The organism is Alteribacillus bidgolensis (assembly GCF_002886255.1).
Lineage (GTDB): Bacteria > Bacillota > Bacilli > Bacillales > Marinococcaceae > Alteribacillus > Alteribacillus bidgolensis.
Window position 1 is genome coordinate 1482124 of sequence record NZ_KZ614149.1, and the last position, 20010, is coordinate 1502133.

At 43.0% G+C, this 20010-nt stretch carries 17 protein-coding genes and 2 pseudogenes; 3 read left to right on the plus strand and 16 right to left on the minus strand.

Translation table 11 applies throughout. The features are described 5' to 3' along the window. Positions 1-229 precede the first annotated feature (229 nt). A complete protein-coding gene (gene rhaD, locus CEF16_RS07480; protein ID WP_211295844.1) occupies positions 230-1069 on the plus strand; it encodes a rhamnulose-1-phosphate aldolase in 840 nt (279 codons plus the stop codon). An 83-nt stretch (positions 1070-1152) separates the two neighbouring features. Next, positions 1153-1941, plus strand: a complete 789-nt coding sequence (locus CEF16_RS07485; RefSeq protein ID WP_091582137.1) for a DeoR/GlpR family DNA-binding transcription regulator — start codon at positions 1153-1155, stop codon at positions 1939-1941. A gap of 123 nt (positions 1942-2064) precedes the next feature. Here CEF16_RS07485 and rhaA read toward each other — a convergent pair whose 3' ends face one another. From rhaA to CEF16_RS07555, 15 genes and pseudogenes are all read right to left on the minus strand, one after another. Continuing rightward, positions 2065-3321 carry an L-rhamnose isomerase gene (gene rhaA, locus CEF16_RS07490; protein ID WP_091582134.1) on the minus strand — a complete coding sequence of 419 codons (1257 nt, stop codon included), beginning with the start codon at positions 3319-3321 and terminating at the stop codon, positions 2065-2067. An 18-nt stretch (positions 3322-3339) separates the two neighbouring features. Next, the gene (rhaB, locus tag CEF16_RS07495) at positions 3340-4749 is read right to left on the minus strand and encodes a rhamnulokinase (RefSeq protein ID WP_096241740.1); all 1410 of its coding nucleotides are present in this window, start codon (positions 4747-4749) and stop codon (positions 3340-3342) included. Between the two features lie 227 nt (positions 4750-4976). Continuing rightward, complete coding sequence (locus CEF16_RS07500) at positions 4977-5954, minus strand: AraC family transcriptional regulator (RefSeq protein WP_096241741.1); 978 nt, start codon at positions 5952-5954, stop codon at positions 4977-4979. Positions 5955-6037: 83 nt separating this feature from the next. Then, entirely contained in the window at positions 6038-6685 is a 648-nt protein-coding gene (locus CEF16_RS07505) for a bifunctional 4-hydroxy-2-oxoglutarate aldolase/2-dehydro-3-deoxy-phosphogluconate aldolase (protein WP_091585303.1), read from the minus strand. After that, positions 6682-7308, minus strand: coding sequence for a sugar kinase (locus tag CEF16_RS07510; protein ID WP_342750467.1), 627 nt, complete (start codon positions 7306-7308; stop codon positions 6682-6684). The genes CEF16_RS07505 and CEF16_RS07510 overlap by 4 nt, the downstream gene beginning before the upstream one ends. Beyond that, a complete protein-coding gene (locus CEF16_RS25100) occupies positions 7248-7619 on the minus strand; it encodes a PfkB family carbohydrate kinase (protein ID WP_342750495.1) in 372 nt (123 codons plus the stop codon). The genes CEF16_RS07510 and CEF16_RS25100 overlap by 61 nt, the downstream gene beginning before the upstream one ends. A 122-nt stretch (positions 7620-7741) precedes the next feature. Then, a complete protein-coding gene (gene kduI / locus CEF16_RS07515; RefSeq protein ID WP_091585301.1) occupies positions 7742-8575 on the minus strand; it encodes a 5-dehydro-4-deoxy-D-glucuronate isomerase in 834 nt (277 codons plus the stop codon). Positions 8576-8616: 41 nt separating this feature from the next. Beyond that, complete coding sequence (gene kduD, locus CEF16_RS07520) at positions 8617-9375, minus strand: 2-dehydro-3-deoxy-D-gluconate 5-dehydrogenase KduD (protein WP_091585364.1); 759 nt, start codon at positions 9373-9375, stop codon at positions 8617-8619. Positions 9376-9491: 116 nt separating this feature from the next. Continuing rightward, on the minus strand, positions 9492-10259 hold the full coding sequence (locus CEF16_RS07525; RefSeq protein ID WP_245917792.1) for a DeoR/GlpR family DNA-binding transcription regulator: 768 nt from the start codon (positions 10257-10259) through the stop codon (positions 9492-9494). Positions 10260-10445: 186 nt separating this feature from the next. Further along, positions 10446-13034, minus strand: a pseudogene (locus CEF16_RS07530) (rhamnogalacturonan lyase). A 149-nt stretch (positions 13035-13183) separates the two neighbouring features. Beyond that, the gene (locus tag CEF16_RS07535) at positions 13184-14482 is read right to left on the minus strand and encodes a TRAP transporter large permease (RefSeq protein ID WP_091585298.1); all 1299 of its coding nucleotides are present in this window, start codon (positions 14480-14482) and stop codon (positions 13184-13186) included. After that, entirely contained in the window at positions 14479-15006 is a 528-nt protein-coding gene (locus CEF16_RS07540) for a TRAP transporter small permease (RefSeq protein WP_091585297.1), read from the minus strand. Before CEF16_RS07540 ends, CEF16_RS07535 begins: the two co-directional genes overlap by 4 nt. A gap of 17 nt (positions 15007-15023) precedes the next feature. Beyond that, on the minus strand, positions 15024-16025 hold the full coding sequence (locus CEF16_RS07545) for a TRAP transporter substrate-binding protein (protein WP_091585296.1): 1002 nt from the start codon (positions 16023-16025) through the stop codon (positions 15024-15026). Positions 16026-16100: 75 nt separating this feature from the next. Next, entirely contained in the window at positions 16101-17204 is a 1104-nt protein-coding gene (gene bglB / locus CEF16_RS07550) for a beta-galactosidase BglB (protein WP_091585295.1), read from the minus strand. Between the two features lie 148 nt (positions 17205-17352). Next, positions 17353-18192: a sugar phosphate isomerase/epimerase family protein gene (locus tag CEF16_RS07555; RefSeq protein ID WP_211295845.1), complete on the minus strand. Its 840-nt coding sequence runs from the start codon at positions 18190-18192 to the stop codon at positions 17353-17355. Positions 18193-18586: 394 nt separating this feature from the next. Between CEF16_RS07555 and CEF16_RS07560 the strand changes: the two genes are divergently transcribed. Beyond that, the gene (locus CEF16_RS07560) at positions 18587-18880 is read left to right on the plus strand and encodes an HPr family phosphocarrier protein (protein ID WP_245917793.1); all 294 of its coding nucleotides are present in this window, start codon (positions 18587-18589) and stop codon (positions 18878-18880) included. 70 nt (positions 18881-18950) lie between these two features. Here CEF16_RS07560 and CEF16_RS24325 read toward each other — a convergent pair. Further along, positions 18951-19518 (minus strand): annotated as a pseudogene (locus CEF16_RS24325) (DDE-type integrase/transposase/recombinase); the annotation flags it as partial. Positions 19519-20010: the final 492 nt, after the last annotated feature.

Genomic DNA, 20010 nt, shown 5'->3' on the forward strand with positions numbered 1-20010 from the left:
TTACAGGTTGTGGTAAAAGAAAGTGCTTCATCCAGAGAGATTCCAAAATTTCATAAGGCATCTTTCCGTAGTATTTTGAAGGTAGGAATGCTTTTCAGTCGAATCCATTAAGTGATTGTCCATATAACAGATGCTATTTGAAGAGTAGCGATGGGAGAAATAAAATTACGGGATATCAAAAATAAATAAAGGCTTTTAGTTAGCAGAAAGGATTTACAAGATGTGTGTAATGAACAAAGTAAAAATGAATCAAGCTATCTTAGACGCACCTTTTATACAAGATATGATGAACAATACGTATGACATGTGGAATCGTGGATGGGATGAGCTGAATGGCGGAAATATCAGCTGCTTATTGGATGAAGGGGAAGTCTCCAACTACTTAAATGTGAATCATGTATTAAGAACTATTGACTTAGCTTTCCCGGTACCTGAACTTGCCGGTAAATTCTTTATAGTGACAGGGTCTGGAAAATACTTTCGACATGTTCGGGAAAAGCCGGAAGAATGTCTCGGAATTATACGTGTCAGTTCCGATGGTGAAAGTATAGAATTATTATGGGGACTGCGTGATGGATCTTCGCCTACAAGCGAACTGGCATCGCATTTCATGAGCCATATCACCCGTTTAAAACAAAATCCCTCCCATAAGGTCATCATGCATTCCCACACTACACATTTGATTGCCATGACCTTCAATCATGAACTGGATGAAGTCCTTTTTACAAGAACACTCTGGAAGATGTGCACAGAATGTCTCGTTGTCTTTCCTGAAGGGATTGGGATCCTGCCGTGGATGGTTCCAGGCACGGATGAAATCGGGAGGAAAACGGCAGATAAGATGACGGACTTCCGGCTTGTAATATGGCCACATCACGGAATTTTCGGTGCAGGTAAATCCTTATCGGAAGCATTTGGACTACTCGAAACCGTTGAAAAAGCAGCACACATCTATATGCTGACAAGTACCCACAAAGGGGGAATCAAACAAGTGATTACAGATCAGGAATTAAAGGATCTTGCTAAACGATTTGCTGTAAACCCTCCTGAAAAGTACTTCACCGAGTAAAGGAGATTTTTTCATCGATCATATATGCTATCCTTAAAATCAAACAGGCAATTTTCCTCGATCTATAGAAAGTTGGTGTGTAAATGCTAATAGCTGAAAGACAACAAAGAATAGTTGAACTTGTCAATGAACGGGAAAGTGTAAGGGTTTCGGAATTGAGTAAGGTTTTCTCCGTTACAGAGGAAACCATCCGAAGGGATTTAGAAAAGCTGGAAAAGAATAAAAAGCTGGCGAGAAGTCATGGGGGAGCCGTCAGCCTTCAACCTTCCGATTCATCAGAAACCCCTTATACCAAACGTGAAATCATAAATGTTAAAGAAAAAAAGCAGATCGCTCTGGAAGCTGTAAAGCATGTTAACTCTGGGGACAAAATCATATTAGACGCCAGCACAACAGCCTGGTACATGGCTAAAGCTTTACCTGATGAACCGCTGACCGTCCTTACCAATTCCATTAAAGTGGCTCTGGAATTGAGCGATAAGAAAGAGATTACGGTCATTTCAACTGGTGGAACATTATTGTCTAAATCGCTCTCTTATGTTGGTCCTTTAGCCGAAGCTTCTTTAAAAACGTATTTTGTAGATAAAACTTTCATTTCATGCAAAGGGCTTCATACAGAACGTGGGATGAGTGAATCGGATGAACATCAGACCATCATAAAAAGAACGATGGTAAATTGTGCAGAACGGACGTATGTTTTAGTCGATTACAGCAAATTTGGCGTTCAGGATTTCTCCCGGATCGATCAATTAGATGCCATTCACCGGGTAATTACCGATCACAATGCGTCCCCTTCCGCCCTGCAACAACTGGAAGATAAAGGTATAGAAGTCACAGTAGTCGATACAGTTTCTCAACAGGAAGTCATTTGAGGGAAAAGGGATAGAATTTTCACCCGAAGTCTATCCCTTTTCTCTCGTATCAAAAAACATCCACCACTGAGGCGCAGCAGTGGTGGATGTTTTTATATAGAAAATTCAATACACACTCGTTTTTCAGGATCGCTTGGATAGAACCTCTTCCTCATATTGCCGGACATCATTCAACCATGTTTCTTTGACAGGAACATTCATTTCCTCGCAATAATAATCCCAGATGGCACCGAACGGATACGTCTTGAACTCCTCCATCAAGGCTAAACGATCCGTAAAATTCCCCGCTTCCTGTAATTCCTTCAAATGGTCATTTGGAAGCAGCAGACCATATAATAAAGCTTTAATCATATTCCTTGTACCAATCGTCCAGGCTGCGACTCTGTTAATACTTGCATCAAAAAAGTCCAGCCCTATACGAACCTGATCCAACGCATCATTCCTGACAATCTCCATTCCGATTTCTTTCAGTTCATCATCTAGGGCGACCACGTGATCACTATCCCACCTTACAGGTCTTGAAACATGAAGAGCAACCTGGTCGCTGTATAATAGCATAGCCGAAATTTTATTCGATACGACTTCTGTAGGATGATAGTGTCCTGTATCCAGTAAGCATAATTTGTCGTTCTTCAATGCGTATCCCATATAAAATTCATGAGAACCTACCACATAAGCTTCCGATCCAATTCCGAATAGCTTACTTTCTACAGCATCCACATTGTATTGTTCATCGACCTCATCGGAAAAAATCTCATCCAATGACTCCTTCAATCGTTTCCTGGGCGTCAGACGGTCACTCGGAATATCTTTGTACCCATCAGGAACCCATATATTCGTCACGGAAGGTGTTCCTAATTCTTTTCCAAAGTATTCCCCAATTTTACGACTGGCGATACAGTGACGAATCCAAAAGTCTCGGATAGATGGATCCGGGTGGGACAACGTTAACCCGTCATCCGCTTTCGGGTGGGAGAATAGGGTGGGATTGAAATCCAGGCCAAGTCTATTATCTTTTGCCCAATTGACCCAGTTTTCAAAGTTTTCAGGCTTCAGTTTATCCCGTTCAACCACTTCTCCTTTTGTTTCTCCATAAATCGCATGAAGGTTGATCCGATGTTGACCCGGAATCAGGGAAAGCGCCATCTCCAAATCACTTCTGAGTTCGTCCGGGGTCGACGCTTTCCCCGGGTAATTTCCTGTCACATCGATCCCTCCCGAAAGCTCCTGCTTGTTCACTTCAAACCCTCCGACATCATCCCCCTGCCAGCAGTGAATCGAAATCGGTACGTTCTTTAATTTTTCCAGGGCTTCCTCTACATCGACGCCCCATTTTTCATATTCTTCTTTCGCCCATTCAAAATTTCCTTTTATGGTCATGTCCGTTCCTCCTCTTTTTTATACAGAAACCTTTACATATTGTTTAATAGGAAAGGATCGTCTAATAAGGCTTCTGGCCTGATTGATGTTGTCCAATTCCTCGAGGGAGAGTAATTGTGAAACGATATTTCCGATTGCCGTAGCCTCTACCGGCCCGGCGAGCACCTCTTTCCCCGTCGAATCTGCAATCAGCTGATTAAGCATTTCATTCTGGCATCCACCACCAATGACATTTATCGTGGAGAACTCTTTTTCGAAAATCTCCTCAATTTGCCGGATCGCTTGTTTATAACGATCTGCTAAACTGTCAAACACACATTTAGCGACTTCTCCCGGCGTTGAAGGAGGGACCTGATCTGTTTCTGCACAGTATTTCCGAATTTCTTCCACCATATTTTCAGGCTTTAAAAAGCGTTGATCATCCACCTCTACCTTAGATGTAAAATGCCCGGCCTCATGGGCCAAGTCTACAAAATCCGCGAAAGAATAGTGATCAAGGTAATTCCGCTTGACCTCCTGGATGATCCAAAGCCCCATAATGTTCTTTAAGAAGCGAAAACGATAATCGATTCCCCCTTCATTCGTGAAGTTGTAATCCATTGCCTTCGGGACACAAATCGGGAATCTATTTTCGACTCCGATTAGAGACCACGTTCCTGAGCTGAGATAAATCGTCTCATTGGCAGACGGGACAGACAGGACAGCTGACCCCGTATCATGCGTGGCTGGTAAAATGACCTCCATATCAAAACCGAATTCTTCAGCAAGCTCTTTTCTCATGGGGCCAAGCTTTGTTTTAGGAGGCTTAATTTCGTGAAACATGGAAGGATTAATGCCTAACTGTTCTATCAATTCCTTATCCCACTGTTTAGTAAAGGCATTCACTAACTGGGTGGATGTGGCATTCGTATATTCATTGGCTTTTACACCCGTTAGTAAAAAGTTCAAATAATCCGGAATCATGAGAAAAGATTTTGCCTTATCCAATATTTCCGGGTGATTTTTTTTCAAGTAATAAAGCTGATAAATCGTATTGAACTTTTGAAACTGGATGCCGGTTTCGAAATACAATGCTTCCTTTCTCACAATTTGAAGGACTTCCTCCATCATCCCGTCTGTCCTTCGATCACGATAGGAGACAGCGTCCGTCAACAATTCATCATTCTCATCCAACAGGACAAAATCAACAGCCCATGTATCAATTCCGAGACTTACGGGTTCTATTTCAGCTGTACGACACTTCTTTATCCCGGCTTTGATTTCATGAAAAATCTTCTGTATATCCCAACAGAAAAATTCTCCGTTTTTGCTTATCTTATTTCCAAAACGGTGGATTTCCTGAAGGGTTAACCTGTCCTCTTCCACCCTGCCCGCCATTAACCTGCCGCTGGAAGCTCCTATATCCACGGCTATACTATATTTACTCACATTCTCACCTCTTCGTGTAAGCGCTAACTACGTTTATCATAAAGGGTTATCCCGTTTTTTTTAATAACGCCATTCATTTATTTATTGTCCTTATTTGCAACAGAAAAGGATGTGAAATGTATGGAACAGCCAGTCCCTGATGCGGAATCGTCCCTCTTTTCAGCCCATTTTCTATCCTTATTTGGCACATAAAAAAAGAAGTGGGGCACATGATCATCACCTCACTTCTAGATCTCTTCAAATTGGTCACGGTATTGTTTCGGAGTTACACCGTATTTCTTTTTGAAAATCCGGTAAAAGTAACTGATGTTGTCATATCCTACCTGTTCCACGATGGAGGAAATCGACAGATGATTGATTTTTAATAGATCCATCGCTACACTTAATCGTTTTTCCTGTAATAAATCTTTAAAGTTTTTGTTCGTGATTTTTTTAATGTTTTTGCTGAGCCAATAATGAGTTTGATTCAATTCTTTTGCCAGTTCATATAAATTGGCCGTCCGGTAATGCTCTTCAATATATTTTAAGGCTTTCATGATCATCTGGTGTTCAAGATTCCCGTCGTTAAGCTTTTTCAGTTTATCAGAATGTTTGACGAGCTCAATCATGAGTAAACCCATATACAGCTTGATCGAAGACTGAGACAAGAGGCTCGGTTCCATAATTTCCCTAATCACCCGTTTGACGAGCTCCTGGATGGATTCCACTTCAGAAACGGCAAAATAAAGGAACTGTCCATTCTGCGTATGTTCAAATAGGCTGTTTATCAGGAAATCATTCATCGTATTCTCTGTATTATCGGTCGTCAAATAGGTGAAAATATATTCAAAGAACTTGGGGCGGATGATGAAATTGATAATGATATCTTCTCGCTCACATGCTTTTATTTCATGCTCAATAAACTGATTGAGCAGAATCAATTCCCCTTGTTTCAGCCGAATCGGGGTCTCCCCTACAGTTTGCTCAAGTTTGCCGCTGTATACATAATTCATCTCGATATAATCATGCTTATGCTTCGGAAAATCCGCATATCTTGCATGTTTCCTGATCATGATCATTTTATCTAAATCCATCAACTTCTCACTTTGAATGATAAAATCCCCCCTATTTGTATAGAGGTCTTTTTTCACTTGATTGCTTTGCTGCAACAGTGATTTTTCTTCATCTGTTTCCTGAAGCAGCTGATGAAGGATATCCGCTGACAATTATCGTTCACCCTCTCCCTTATGGTAGTCGACACGAGAGGTAAATGGATTTTCCAACTCGACCTCGCTACGGAAAAGAAGGATTATGATCTCGCTTCTTTTACGGCTTCGGTATAGGATGTAGCATTTTGTTCAATTTCAGTAAAATTTCCTTCTGCAATTAAAGTATGATTGACAAGGTTTCCGCCTGCCCCAATAGCAACTGCTCCAGCCCTTATAAAGTCTGCCGCATTATCAAGATCAACGCCACCTGTCGTCATGATTGGGATTTGGGGTAACGGTCCTTTCATGTTCTTAATGAACGAAGCCCCTACGGAAGAGGCCGGAAAAACTTTCACCATGTCGACTCCCATCTCATAAGCCGTAATTGCCTCCGTCGGCGTCATGACCCCTGGAACAGATAGTTTGCCATATCTAAGAGTCGTTTTCACAACGTCTTCGTTTAACACTGGGCTTACAATGAATTCAGCTCCGCTATCGATCGCCTGTTTTGCCGTTTCACTATCCAGGACAGTTCCTGCTCCAATGATGGCCTGACCTTTGAAGGCAGTCGTCAATTTTCGGATAGCAGCGAGTCCATTCGGATCATCGACGGTTACCTCAAGTGCATTTACACCGCCTTTAATCAGACTTTCACATACCTGTTCAACAGCATGTTCCGGTACTTTACGAATAACAGCCACGACACCGCTTTCTACTAAACGATGGAATAGAGTAATTTTATTGATCACCGCACACACTTCCTAACGAGAAATTTTTTCTGAGATTGGTTAGGATTAACTTGCCCCCAGAAAGGATAGCCTTCCATATCTCCTTCCACAGATAAAGCGTAAGCTCCGATTCGGTTTCCGAACTTGACAGCTTTCGCATAGCCCCATCCACGTAATAGCCCTGAGATGAAACCAGCTGCGAAACCGTCTCCAGCTCCAGCCGTATCCACTACTTCGTCTACTTGGAACCCTGAAACATGTGCCTTCTCACTTTCTGTGGCAAAATATGCTCCTTCACTTCCAAGCTTGACTACGACAACTTTCGCTCCCTGATTTAAGAAAACTTCGGCGATTTCTTCAGGGTCACTGGATCCCGTCAGAAGTTTTCCCTCTTCTATGCCTGGTAACACAATATCCACCTGCCCGGCAATTTCCATAAGTACTTGCCTGGCCTTTTCTTCAGACCACAATTTCAAACGTATATTCGGGTCGAAAATAATGGTCTTCTTATGCTTTTTTGCCAGCTTGATCGCTTCATCCACTGTTTCCTTACAGCTCTCACTTAAAGCTGGAGTGATTCCGCTCAAATGAAGGTATTTGGCCGATTGAAGATAGTTTTCGTCCAAATCATCAGGAGATAGCAAACTCGCTGCTGTTGATGCCGATAATAGTAAATGTTTGGATCCTGATTGGTCATTCTTTCTTTAAAAAATACAGCCGTAGGAGCCTGGTCATCGAAAACAACGCGAGAAGTGTCCACCCCTTCTCCACGGATGACATTCTGTACATACAGCCCGAATTCATCCTCACCGAGTTTGCTAATCCAGCCCGTCTGGTGACCGAGCCTCGTCAGGGCAATAGCCACATTCGTCTCCGCCCCGCCCACTGTTTTCCTATAAGAATCTACATATCTGAGCGGACGTCGAACCCGGCTTGAATAGAACCATACTTTCACCAAGAGTTATAACATCCATGATTTCGCTCCTGTTCATCATTTTGATCTTCCAATTATCAGATAAAAAATTTCCATCAGAAGCGAGAGAGTACCTCCCGCTTCTGATGGTTCCCTGATTACCTTTATTTCAGCTCTTCCATTTTCACATGATCCATATCATCGAATGTATAATTTTCTCCGGCCATGGCCCAGATAAAGGTATAATTATTTGTACCAACACCTGAGTGGATCGACCAAGGGGGAGAAAGAACTACTTGTTCATTTTTGACCACTATATGACGGGTATCATCCGGCTTGCCCATGAAATGGAATACACGGGATTCTTCGTCCATATCGAAATATAAGTAAGCTTCCATACGGCGATCATGCACGTGCGGCGGCATCGTATTCCACATGTTGTTCGGAGCAAGAAGCGTCATACCCATCATCAATTGGCAACTTTGGATACCATCACCATGGATGTACTTATAAATCGTACGGTTGTTGGATTCAGCATCTGAACCTAGGTGCGTAGGCGTCGCTTCTTCAATGGCTAACTTTTTAGTCGGATAGTTGGTATGAGCTAAAGCGGAAACAATATAGAATCTGGCAGGTTTAGAAGCATCAACACTCTCCACCGTTACTTCTTTATTACCTTTTCCGACATAGAGGCAGTCACGCTTATTCAAATCATACGATTCACCATCGACCGTGACTTTGCCGGCATTTTCCGAGATATTGATAAATCCGACCTCTCTACGCTCTAAGAAATACTCAGTTTTCAACGTTTCTTTATCTTCTAACTTCAAAGGCTTGTCTGTTGGTACAGCTCCTCCCGTGATCAAGCGATCATAGTGGGAGTACACCATGTTCAGTTCACCCTGAACGAATAGGTTTTCAACTAAGAAGTCATTTCGGATTCTTTCTCCATCGTACATTTTGAAATCTGTTGGATTTGTTGCGTATCTTGTTTCCATTTCATTCACCTTCCTTGTTTTTTTCTAAATAGGTTCATTTATTAAGAGCTCATCCATCCACCATCAACGCAAAGGATGTGGCCATTCAAGTAGTTCGCTGCATCAGAGGCGAGGAAAATAGCCGCTCCCTGTAAATCTTCCGGGGTTCCCCACCTGCCCTGAGGGATTCTTGCTTCAATAGAGGATTTACGCTCTTCATTTTCACGAATCGGCGCTGTATTATCTGTCGCAAAATACCCTGGAGCGATAGCGTTTACATTTAAGCCTTTACTTGCCCATTCATTGGCTAAGGATTTAGTAATCCCGGCCACAGCATGTTTACTAGCGGTATATCCCGGAACGGTCAATCCTCCCTGAAAAGATAGCATGGAAGCGATGTTAATGATTTTTCCAGATCCACGCTCCAGCATATGCTTTCCGATTTCACGTGATAAATAGAAAACGGAGTTCTGGTTAATGTTGATGACACTCTCCCAATCCTCATCTGAATGCTCCGTTACAGGATTGCGCCGGATGATCCCAGCATTGTTTACTAAAATATCCACATTTCCAGTCAATAAGGTAGCCTGTGAAGCCAGCTGTTTGGCTGCTTCAGGATCCGTAAGATCTGCCGTTAATTCATAATATTTCGATCCTGAACCCTCAACAAGCTCCTTCGTGTCCGACTTACCATTTCCAGAGCTTACACCAATAATGTCTGCACCAGCCTTTGCAAGACCAACAGCAATCCCCTGTCCTAGCCCTCTGCTGGAACCCGTCACTAATGCAACTTTTCCTTTTAAAGAAAAAAGCGATTCTATCAAATGATTTACCTCCCTGAATTGAAAGTTCTCTTTTGTTCATAAATGTTCGTTACAGTTTGTATATTACCATTTGATTCCGAAAAATTCAACCTATCCACACCATTAATCCACTATTATTTCGTTGCAACCCTCACATTAACCCCTTTATTCTCTATCTCTTTTATGGCAGAGTGGGCTAATTGATCGTCCGTTATAAGTTCGTTTACATCTGTTATCTCGGCAAATTGCACCAAAGCTACTTTTTCGAACTTCGTAGAATCTGCTACGAGGGTGACATGATCGGCACAATCTAGGATCTTCCTTTTCCAATCAACGTGCATGCTATTGAGTACGGTTAAACCATGTTCAATAGAAAAGCCTGTCGTTCCAAAGAAAAGACGATTCACCCTCAGCCTTTTCAAAGCTTCTGTAACCTGATCCCCGAGCAATGAAGAAGAATGATGGATCCGGGTACCTCCTAGTACGACCAGCTGAACATTTTCTTTATCATGAAGAATGTGCGCGATCTTGATATCGTTTGTAATCACGGTCACCGGGAAGTTGCCGAGCCTTTCCGAAATCGCACTCGTCGTACTTCCTCCATCCATCAGAATCGTTTCATGTGGTTCAATCAGCCTTACCGCTTCCTTTGCTATAGCGTCCTTAATTTCTGTATGGCTGGACTGCCTCTCCCTGACAGGTAAGATTTTACCCTCCTTGTTTTCCAACACTGCACCACCATGAATTCTCTTCAATAACCCTTTTTTCTCCAAAGCTTCTAAATCGATTCGGATGGTTTTTTCCGTTACACCAAGCAATTGGCTTAGCTGAGAGACTTTGACCGCTTTGTCCGTTTCCAATTTATTCAAAATGGTTTCATATCGTTCAATAGAAAACATCATTTCATCCTCCTTATTCCTTCACACTCCCTCATTATATTATAGAAACGAACAAAAAGGAACATATACAAACCCGAATTTCCGTAAAGGTAATACAGGCACCGGTTACACAATAATTGGCATCCACTCTTTCTGTATGGTCAATAGAAAGACCGCCCCCAGTCATCTGTAAGACGGCCTACGGATTTTTTATCTTCCTTCGTCCTCCTTATTATCCTTCCTTTCCCACTGATCGGTTAAGAGTTGAACATAATGGGTCAAGTTTCCTTTAGCTTGGGGAGAGATGTGTTTCTGCTTCCTTTCATCGTTTAGGCGTTCCTCATACTTATTCAAAAATTTGAGCGCCTGCTTTTCCGATCCTTTTTCAAAATGGTGCCTGACCTGTTTCAACGTGTTCGTTAACTGATGGAGTAAAGGACCCGTCAGTTCTCCGCTTTCCTCATATTCACTCATCCTGTTTTGTAACACCGACAGAACACTGGAAGTCGAGAAATCTGGAACAGGAACGCTATTCCAGTTCATATCCGATCCGAAATAAAAGCTGGTGTAGGCGGGCTGGTTATACGCAGAGTTTTGTCTTGCGATTCCCACCCGATATTGCGGGTCGTGCATTAATGTATATAATTTGTGATCCGTCACCTCTGTACTGAGATACATCCGAATGGAAGAACTGTCCGCTGTTCTCAACAGCAATTCTTCTCTCCAATCACCGAATAGATCGGCTACAAGGGCAGGGTTTCCTTTTGTACCATTGTTGGTTAACGTATCTGTAGCCGTCAGGAGATTTCCTTCTTTCCAGTCCTCAATGGAAGGCGTGTCCTCCGATGCACCTGTAACGATTTGGGTCGTCATATCCGGAGACCACTTGATGTTCATGTTTGTACCCGGTGCTTCTTTACTGATTTGTTCACCATCTGCCGTCCATACTTCAACTGCCCACGTTTCCAAGCCTCTCCGCTCAGGATCAATGTCCCCGATCATTCCGCGGCCGGTATCTTTCCCTGTATAGCCGCCATAAATCGCTTCACCTGTCCCGGAGTCCCGTAAAGCATATCCATACGGAGCTTTGGCGCCATTTTCATGAACAGAGAATATCTCTAATCCCGGTCTATCCGGGTCGATATCCGTCACGTGCATCGCATCTCCATGGCCCAGTTTAGCGTCAGTCCCCGGTGCTGCACTTTGGGCCGGTAATGTATCCTTTGAACTGTACAACAACGTACCATCATGATCGATTGTGGCTCCTCCATAGATCACTTCCTGCTTGCCATCACTATCCACATCCACCACACTGAATGAGTGGAATCCCTGATTAGTGAGGGAGACGAATTCATCATCCGTCCCTGATTGATCATGGGGCCGGTCATTGAAAGGATTGCTCATCGGAGTCCAACCACTATCCACCGACCAGTGTTCCTCAATACGCTTACCATCCCAGCTGTAAGAGACAAGGGAAGCTCTCGTGTAGTAACCACGTGAGAAAATGGCGTAGGGTTGTTTCCCGTCGAGGTAACCGACTCCGGCGAGAAAACGGTCGACCCGGTTACCGGGCTCAATTCTCGACATCGCATAATCTCCCCACATAAGACCATCATCATGGCGTCCCGGTTTGTAATGGACTGTGTCCATTTCATCACCCTTCTCCCCGTTGAATACGGTCAAATATTCAGGCCCTTCCAATATGAAGCCTTCAAATTCCCTTAAGTGGTTACGGCCGCTTCTACTTGGAGCATACTCATCCATGAAGTAATCCGTCAGTCTTTCCGCATCTTCCCTTGATAATGGATAGCTGTACCGTTTCTCGATTCCGAAAGCTTCCTCAAGCGTCTCCGGCCAATGACCACTTGTCACTTCCTCGTGCTCATGCCAGTTCATGAACATCTCTACAACGTGCTCATAATAATCATCACTGCTCATCCGGTAATCGTCCTTATGACTGTAGCCATTTTTCCTGTCTTCTTCAGGCATCGTGATGAATTTCTCCGATGTTACATTCCCCGCCTCATCGTACTTGATGATCTTTGTACCGGGAGCCGTTTTCAGCATCAATTCTGATTTTCCGTTTCCGTCAAAATCATAGGCTAAGAACTGCGTATAATGCGCCCCCGACCTGATATTCACTCCTAAATCAAGGCGGTAAAGGAGAGTTCCGTCAAGCTCATAGGCATCGATGTATGTATTTCCGGTATAACCTACCTGAGAGACGTCTTTCGAGTTTGACGGATCCCATTTCACAAAGTATTCGTATTGTCCGTCGCCATCCACATCACCTACGCTCATGTCGTTAGCGGAATATGTATAAGTTTCTCCAGCAGGTGTCGTCCCATCTTCCGGTTTCACAAGAGGCAGATCATAATACTGATTTTCCTATGGAGACACGGATGAACTTTGGTCGATTTCTTTTCCGTCCCTTATAGCGGTTACATAATATTCAGATTGATCCGTCCCGTCCTTGTCCAAATAGTTCGTACTGTCTTCCACTGTGGCAATCTTATTTCCGTTACGATAGACGTGAAAAGTTGAACCCGTCAGACCTGTGCCGGAAGAACCGGTCACTTCGTCAGCCAACAACCTCCAGCTCAGGAATAACCCTTCAGATGTAGACGCCGCAACCAGTCCCCGGTCGAGATATTCCAACTGCACACCTGCACCATTTCCTGTTCCCTCGTCTTTTTTCCAATCAGAGGCGGAAGTACTGAACGTCCCCGTCATCAGCAGAGGGACGACTAAAGCGATCATACATACCTTTTTAACAAGAGAAGATTTTTTCAAATACATGTATCATCACCTTTTTTCATTATTTGGAACCGTTGTAAACGGCTATCCCTTTGTTATGGCAAATAGGTTTAAAATATAAAAAAAATTCAGTCAATTAAAGAAAGTCTATGAAAAGCACACCATGATTGATCACGCGGTGTGCTTATGCGTTATAATCCCAGCAGGTTCGGTAAGAACAAGCTGATTTGCGGAAAGTATGTGACTAGCATAAGTAAAACGAAAATCGCTGCATAGAATGGAAGGAGCGGCTTCAGTACTTGTTCAATCTTCACTTTCCCTACACTCGATCCTACAAAGAGTCCTGTTCCAACCGGAGGTGTGATGGTACCGACACACAAGTTGAGAATGAAGAAGATTCCAAAGTGAACAGGGTCTATACCAATACCTGTAGCAATCGGCATAAAAATCGGGGTGAAAATCAGAATCGCCGGCGCTACGTCCATGACCGTACCGATTAACAGCAGGACAAGGTTCATGATAAGCAAAATGATGATCGGATTATCAGAAATGCCTAACACCAAGCTGCTCAGCGCTGCCGGAATACCTGTGAAAGCCATAGCAAATGACATTAAAGAAGAAGAAGCAATCAGAAACATGATCACTCCTGTCATTTCAACGGCCTGGGCCATCACATGTGGCAGCTGTTTCAACGTGATCGTCTTATAAAAGAAGAAAGCCAAAATGAAAGAGTACACGACAGCAATAGCTGATGCTTCAACTGCCGTAAACACACCAGTCAGTATTCCGCCGATAATAATAAAAATCAACAGGATACTCGGAACAGCTTCCCAAACGATTTTTTTCACATTCAAATTGGTTTTCTCGGTCACAACCGGATATTTTCTTTTCTTCGCAATGATGTAAGAAACAATCATAACCGCGAGAGCCCAGAGGACACCGATGACATATCCGCCCATGAATAGAGCTGCGATCGAAGTCCCTCCACTGATGAGGGAGAAAATGATGAAACCGGTACTTGGAGGGATGACCATTCCAGCCGGAGCTGAGGCAATATTGACTGCCGCTGCAAATTTCCGGTCGTACCCTTCTTTTTCCTGCAGCGGGACCATGACCCCACCGATCGCTGTGGAGGCAGCGATTGCAGAACTGGAAATCGAACCGAACAGACTGTTTCCGATAACGTTTGTATGGGAAAGAGAACCCGGGACCCTGCCCGCCAACAGCTTAGAAAAGTCCACCAACTTCGCGGCAATCCCGCCGTTATTCATAATAATTCCGGATAAAATGAAGAATGGAACCGCTATCAAAGAAAAGCTGTCGATACTGGCTACCATCTTTTGAGCTGAGGAAAAAACCGCTATATCGATAGGCAGAATCAGTAAGATGGTAGCTAAAGACGCAACGGCAATACTGATTGCTATCGGTATACCTACCGCCAGAAGAACTGCAAAGACAAGGACCAAAATTAAGCTAGCCTGTAAGATCATAGAACTTCACCTGCTTTTTCGTATTCCACGCCATCCCTTTTTTCCATAGCCGGAGTTTTATCTTTTTTTAATAATTGAACCATATTGAAGATACTGTAGAATGTGATCAACAAACCTGATACCGGCAGGGACAGATACACGAATCCCATCGGCATCCCTAAGGAAGGGGACAGCTGGGACATCGTAATCGAGATGGCTTTCACTCCACCATAGGTCATGATGGCCAACGAAAAGAGTAAAAAGGCGGATTGTATAAAAAGCTCTAACCCTACTTTGTTCTTTCCTTTGAACCGGTCACTGATCATCGTGAAGGCGATGTGACTCCTTTTTCCCACGACATACGAGGCGGCTAACATCGAAAGCCAGATCAGACTGAATCGTATAAACTCCTCCGTGATAGTACTCGGGTTGCTAAGAACATAACGGGCAATGACCTGCCACGTTGTAACCGCTACCATAATAAGAAACAAAGTAGCCGTTACACCTAAAAGTATTTTGTCCACGTACTTTTTCACTGCTTCCATTTGATTCCCTCCCTTACTTATTGACCGCTCATTTCTTGTATCGCTTCATACAGATCCTTGAACTCTTTATTATTTTTGAATTCGTCGTGAAGGGGCTGTACGGCTTCTTTAAAAGGTGTGTTATCCACTTCATTAAATTCTACGCCGTGCTCTTCTATCGCCATCTGCTTTTCTTTTTCAACGGCCGCTTTCCATACTTTCTTCTCGTATTCCGTTGATTCTTCTGCCGCTTCATAAACCGCTTCCCTTTGTTCAGGTGTCAATTTATTCAACGTGGCTTCATTCATGACCACAATGTCAGGCACTCTCGTATGCTGATCATAAGAATAATACTTCGCCACTTCTCCATGGCCAGCTGTCACTAAGACGAATTCATTATTTTCTGCCCCGTCAATAATCCCTTGCTGTAAAGAGGTGTACACTTCTCCACTGCCCATAGGTGTCGGGGAACCGCCTAGCAGCTCGATCATTTCAATGGCCGTCTCACTCTGCATCACTCTGATCTTCTTCCCTTTAATATCTTCCGGGGATTCCACAGGGCCGTCTTTCATATAGAAACTTCTCTGGCCAGAATCATAGTATGTTAATCCGACAAACCCAAGATCGGAAGTCGATTGATAAATCGGCTCCATGATTTCTTCATTTTCCATGACATTGTAGAAATGTTCTTCCCCATCAAATAAATACGGGAGGGCAAAAATCGAATAGCGGTCAGAAAAACTTTCCAGAGCAGCTCCACTGACCTTGGTGATGTCGACCGCCCCCGTCTGGGTCAACTCAATCAATTCCCGTTCCCCGCCCAATTGCGAGTCCGGATAATATTTGACGGTGACTTCCCCATCTGTTTTCTCTTCAAGCAACCGACCAAACTCTGCCATCGCTTCTTTGACAGGCGGTGCATTACTGGCATAAGCAAAACGTAAAACTACCTGATCACCCGCTTTTGCATTCAAGCTGCAACCCGTGATAATCGTAAGGATACATGCACCTACTAACAACAAGATGACATTCCTCTTCATGCTCTTTCCTCCCCTGTAAGTTTTAAAGGTTTACATGGACCACCAACATGACCCGTGTAAGGATTGTGAATCTGATCAGATATATGTGTGCAGATATTCCGTCAGGCACAAAACGGCCAGAGACTGCCCGTACGGCATCGTCGTCGTGTTAATTTCCTTGTAAAATTCCTTCGAGTCCCCCATCCCCGTTCCGACGGAAACTTTTTGAACGGCTCCGTCTTCATTGATTTCGCTTACGACACCCTGAATCGCCTGGCGGGCGACTTCTCCGTATTTTTTATCAATGTAGCGTTTTCGGACCGCCTTCAATATTCCATACGCAAATCCAGCCGTTGCGGATGCTTCCAAATAGGAATCCGGATCGTCAATCAGCGTATGCCATAGACCGCTTTCATGTTGGTGTTCAGCTAACGTCTCGACCTGGCGATTCATATTCTCGAGAAGAAACTCCCGGAAGAAATCCCCTTCTTTCAAGTCCAGCATTTCAATGATTTCAGGGATAGCGATGGTGATCCAGCAGTTCCCCCTGCCCCACAAAGCATTAGCAAAATTGTGATTCCCTTCAAATGTCCAGCCGTGAAACCATAAACCTGTCTTCGGATCGCATAAGTATTTCGTATGAATCAAAAACTGCCTTTTCGCTTCTTCGATATATTCGGGCTTGTTCAACAGCTGACCAATCTTTGCCAGTGGCAACACCGTCATCATCAACGTGTCATCCCACAACTGTTCGGTATTCGGCGGACCATAGGTCATATGCTGCAAACCATTCTCTTTGGTACGAGGCATATCGTACATGACCCAATCCGCCCACTTTTCCAAATAAGGGACATAGGTTTGTTCGCGAGTGTCCTCATACATATAGGCTAAGGTAAGAAACGGAGCCATCGTATTGACGTTTTTCGGCGGGACCCCTTCTTTAAACCTCGCTTCAAACCATTCGTTCACCGTTTTTAAAGCCTTTTCATTTTTCGTCAGCTTATACAAGTTGTAAATCCCATACAAACCCACACCCTGCGGCCAATTCCAGACATGCCAGCTTTTATCATCTACCACAAGCCCATCAAAGTTTAAGAGAAATTCACCAGTGTCATCTTTTATCTGCGCCAGGTTTTCTATAAGGGAATCAATGTGTTCCAGTACGGTTTCCTTTTCCAGTTTCACTTCACTCTGTATCATCTTTACCTCCATGATCCATCTTTTTTATATTTTGATTTTTTTTGACTTCGCTTTCATTATAAAGATAATTCAAAAAATAATCAACATAAGTAAAAATATTTTGTGCTTTATCCAAAAAAAACAACTATTATTTTTTGTTTTATTGGTTTTATGCGCTCTTGTATTTGTTTATTAAGTAGTCGATACTTTCGTTGATATACGGTTCTTTCGTCTCTTCCATCAAAATGTTGACGAACGGTTTCTTTTTCTTCATATATTTAAACACCGCATCGTAGTTTAAGAGACCTTTCCCAACCGGGACGACCTGGAGTGTACCGTCTTCGATCCGGAAATCTTTCGCATGCATAATCGCGATCCGGTTCCCGAACCGTTCAAACGCTCCCTGAATGATCGCTTCCTGCTGCTCGTAGTTTTCGACGGTCAAATAGTTGACGGGGTCATAAATAACTTGCAGATTATTAGAATCCACACAATCCAACAGCCTCTTCATGACGGCCGGGGAATAGATCGGGTGATTGACTCCCCCTTCGATTCCGACAATCACACCGAATTTTTCGGCTTCTGCTACAAGCTCACGAACACTTTGTACGACGTCCAAAAAAGGCTGTTCATGAAAGTTCGCTTCTGTGTACACGATTTCCGGATGCACATTCCCCGTCTCCGTCCCTACAATGCTGCATCCGAAATCACGGGCATACCGGATATGCTCCTTGAATCGGTCTAGAGCTTCTCTTCTTTCGTCATAATCAGGGTGAATCATATTGATGTAACAGCCAAGAACGGCAATTTGAACATTCCTGTCAGAAAAAGTCCTGCCTACGTAATGAGCGAAGCCCGGGCTCAAACTGCCTGTATCCGTACTTTCCTCCCCAATAGATTTTGCCAAGGCCAGCTGAACGGATGTTAACCCTTTTCCGGATACCGTTTCGACTAATTGTTCCAAAGGTAAACGTTCAAGGTCATGTGCTCGAATACCTAAATTAATCATCTGCAATCCCTCCATGTATCGATTTATTTATAATAAAAACCTGTATTTTTGGTTTGGACAGGCTCTTTCTATCATTGCAAAGGCGGCTCCATTGTGACCATGGTCCTTACATGTATTCCCTTGCAAAATGTGGATTTCTTTAAGAAAGCTTGGTCGTAATTATAGGAATATATTTTCGATAAATATATAACCTTACTTATTTTTTTATTATCCTCATTTGCCTAATTATATAAATTTCAAAGATCCTCTTGAAACTTCACCCTCGTTTGAACATAATAAATATAATTCTATAACACTCTGAACTGTTGCTGGAAATGCCGCTCAACATAGATCAACCATATTAATCCACAGGGGATCTTCACAGAGGCAAAAAATAAAAGAGAGGTTGATTGGATTGGATGAGAAAAAAATGAATGCCGGGCTGAATGTTGCAAAGGGATTGGAAACAGGTTCAAAAGAAAGCAGGAAAATGCTGAACATCGTTCATACGGCAAACAAGTTTGATTCGAGTATTGTGTTACATACTCCCCACAAAGTCATTGACGTCAAAAGCTTCTTAGGATTAAGCGTGTCGTTATCTGATAAGGACGATTATAAGCTGGAGGTTCACGGACCGGATAAGGAAAAAGCAGAAAATGCGATGGTTGATATTTTTACAGAAAACGGCCTGAAAGTTCATATTGTATAAGAAAAAGGTTGAGTATGGGGCTCCATACTCAGCCTTTTTCCATGACTCCGATTGGATTGCCAACACAAAACTAGACAATCTTGTTAAGGTGTTTCTTCTTGAATTCCATTGGGCTGAGATAGCTTAGAGTTCCATGAATTCGGATGTGATTATACCAGCCAGGTCCAATTGTTTCTGGCTTTCGAATGTTTCTCCATAGACAAACTCTGTCTTAATCACCTTATATGTAGCTACAGCGACCGCATTATCATAAGGGCAACCCTCCATGCTCAAAGAACGATCAATTCTAAGGCTTCAAGTAGCTCTTCTATGGCTTGATTTTTAAATTCATTTCCACGATCTGTATGAAAAAGTTCTATTTCTTTGAGATTACCATCAATCGAAGAGAAGGCTTTCTGAACCAAGGCGGCACCTTTTGAGGAACTGAACTGTAGCCGATAATTTCACGGTTATATATGTCCAAAATCGTACAAATATAATGCCATTTGGAAACGTACCCGAACATAGGTTAGATCACTCACCACGCCTTTGCGATCCTGGTCCTAGGAGAATTGACGATTCAATGTGTTCTCATGTTCCGACTCGTTGCACGGGGTTTTCATCGGCTTGAATTGAGCCACAGTGTATTTGGAGACAAGCTAAAAAAGCCTCTCAAAAGTTCAATGAACTCATGAGAGGCTTCCTAGAACTAGACTAAATTTAAAAATCCAGTCATTATTCATTTATAGGGTTTCAAATCCTTGTGTAGCAAAGAGTTTGAGGACAGCTTACATCATGCCGCCCATACTTCCTCGCCAAAAGAAAGTAGTTTACGAGACTTAACGCTTCTTCATTTGTCTGAAAGATTTTTTATTTTGATCAACTCTGATATTAAATTACCTGTTCCAATATCCAGGAATTTTTTCCAAATAGTATAAAAAATTCTCGCTTTTCATGCTTGGTTGATGAATTCAATAATTTCTGTATCTTCTAACGTAAAACTGGTTAGTGTCTTTATTTCTTCTATAACTTGCTTATGGAGCCTATTTGTTGAAGATAGCTTTTTTTATTAGTAATTAATTCTCATCGATCTAAGACCTTAGTTCAGCATAAGTTCTTTTTCGATTGTTTCTCCATCTGCTCTCTCCTTT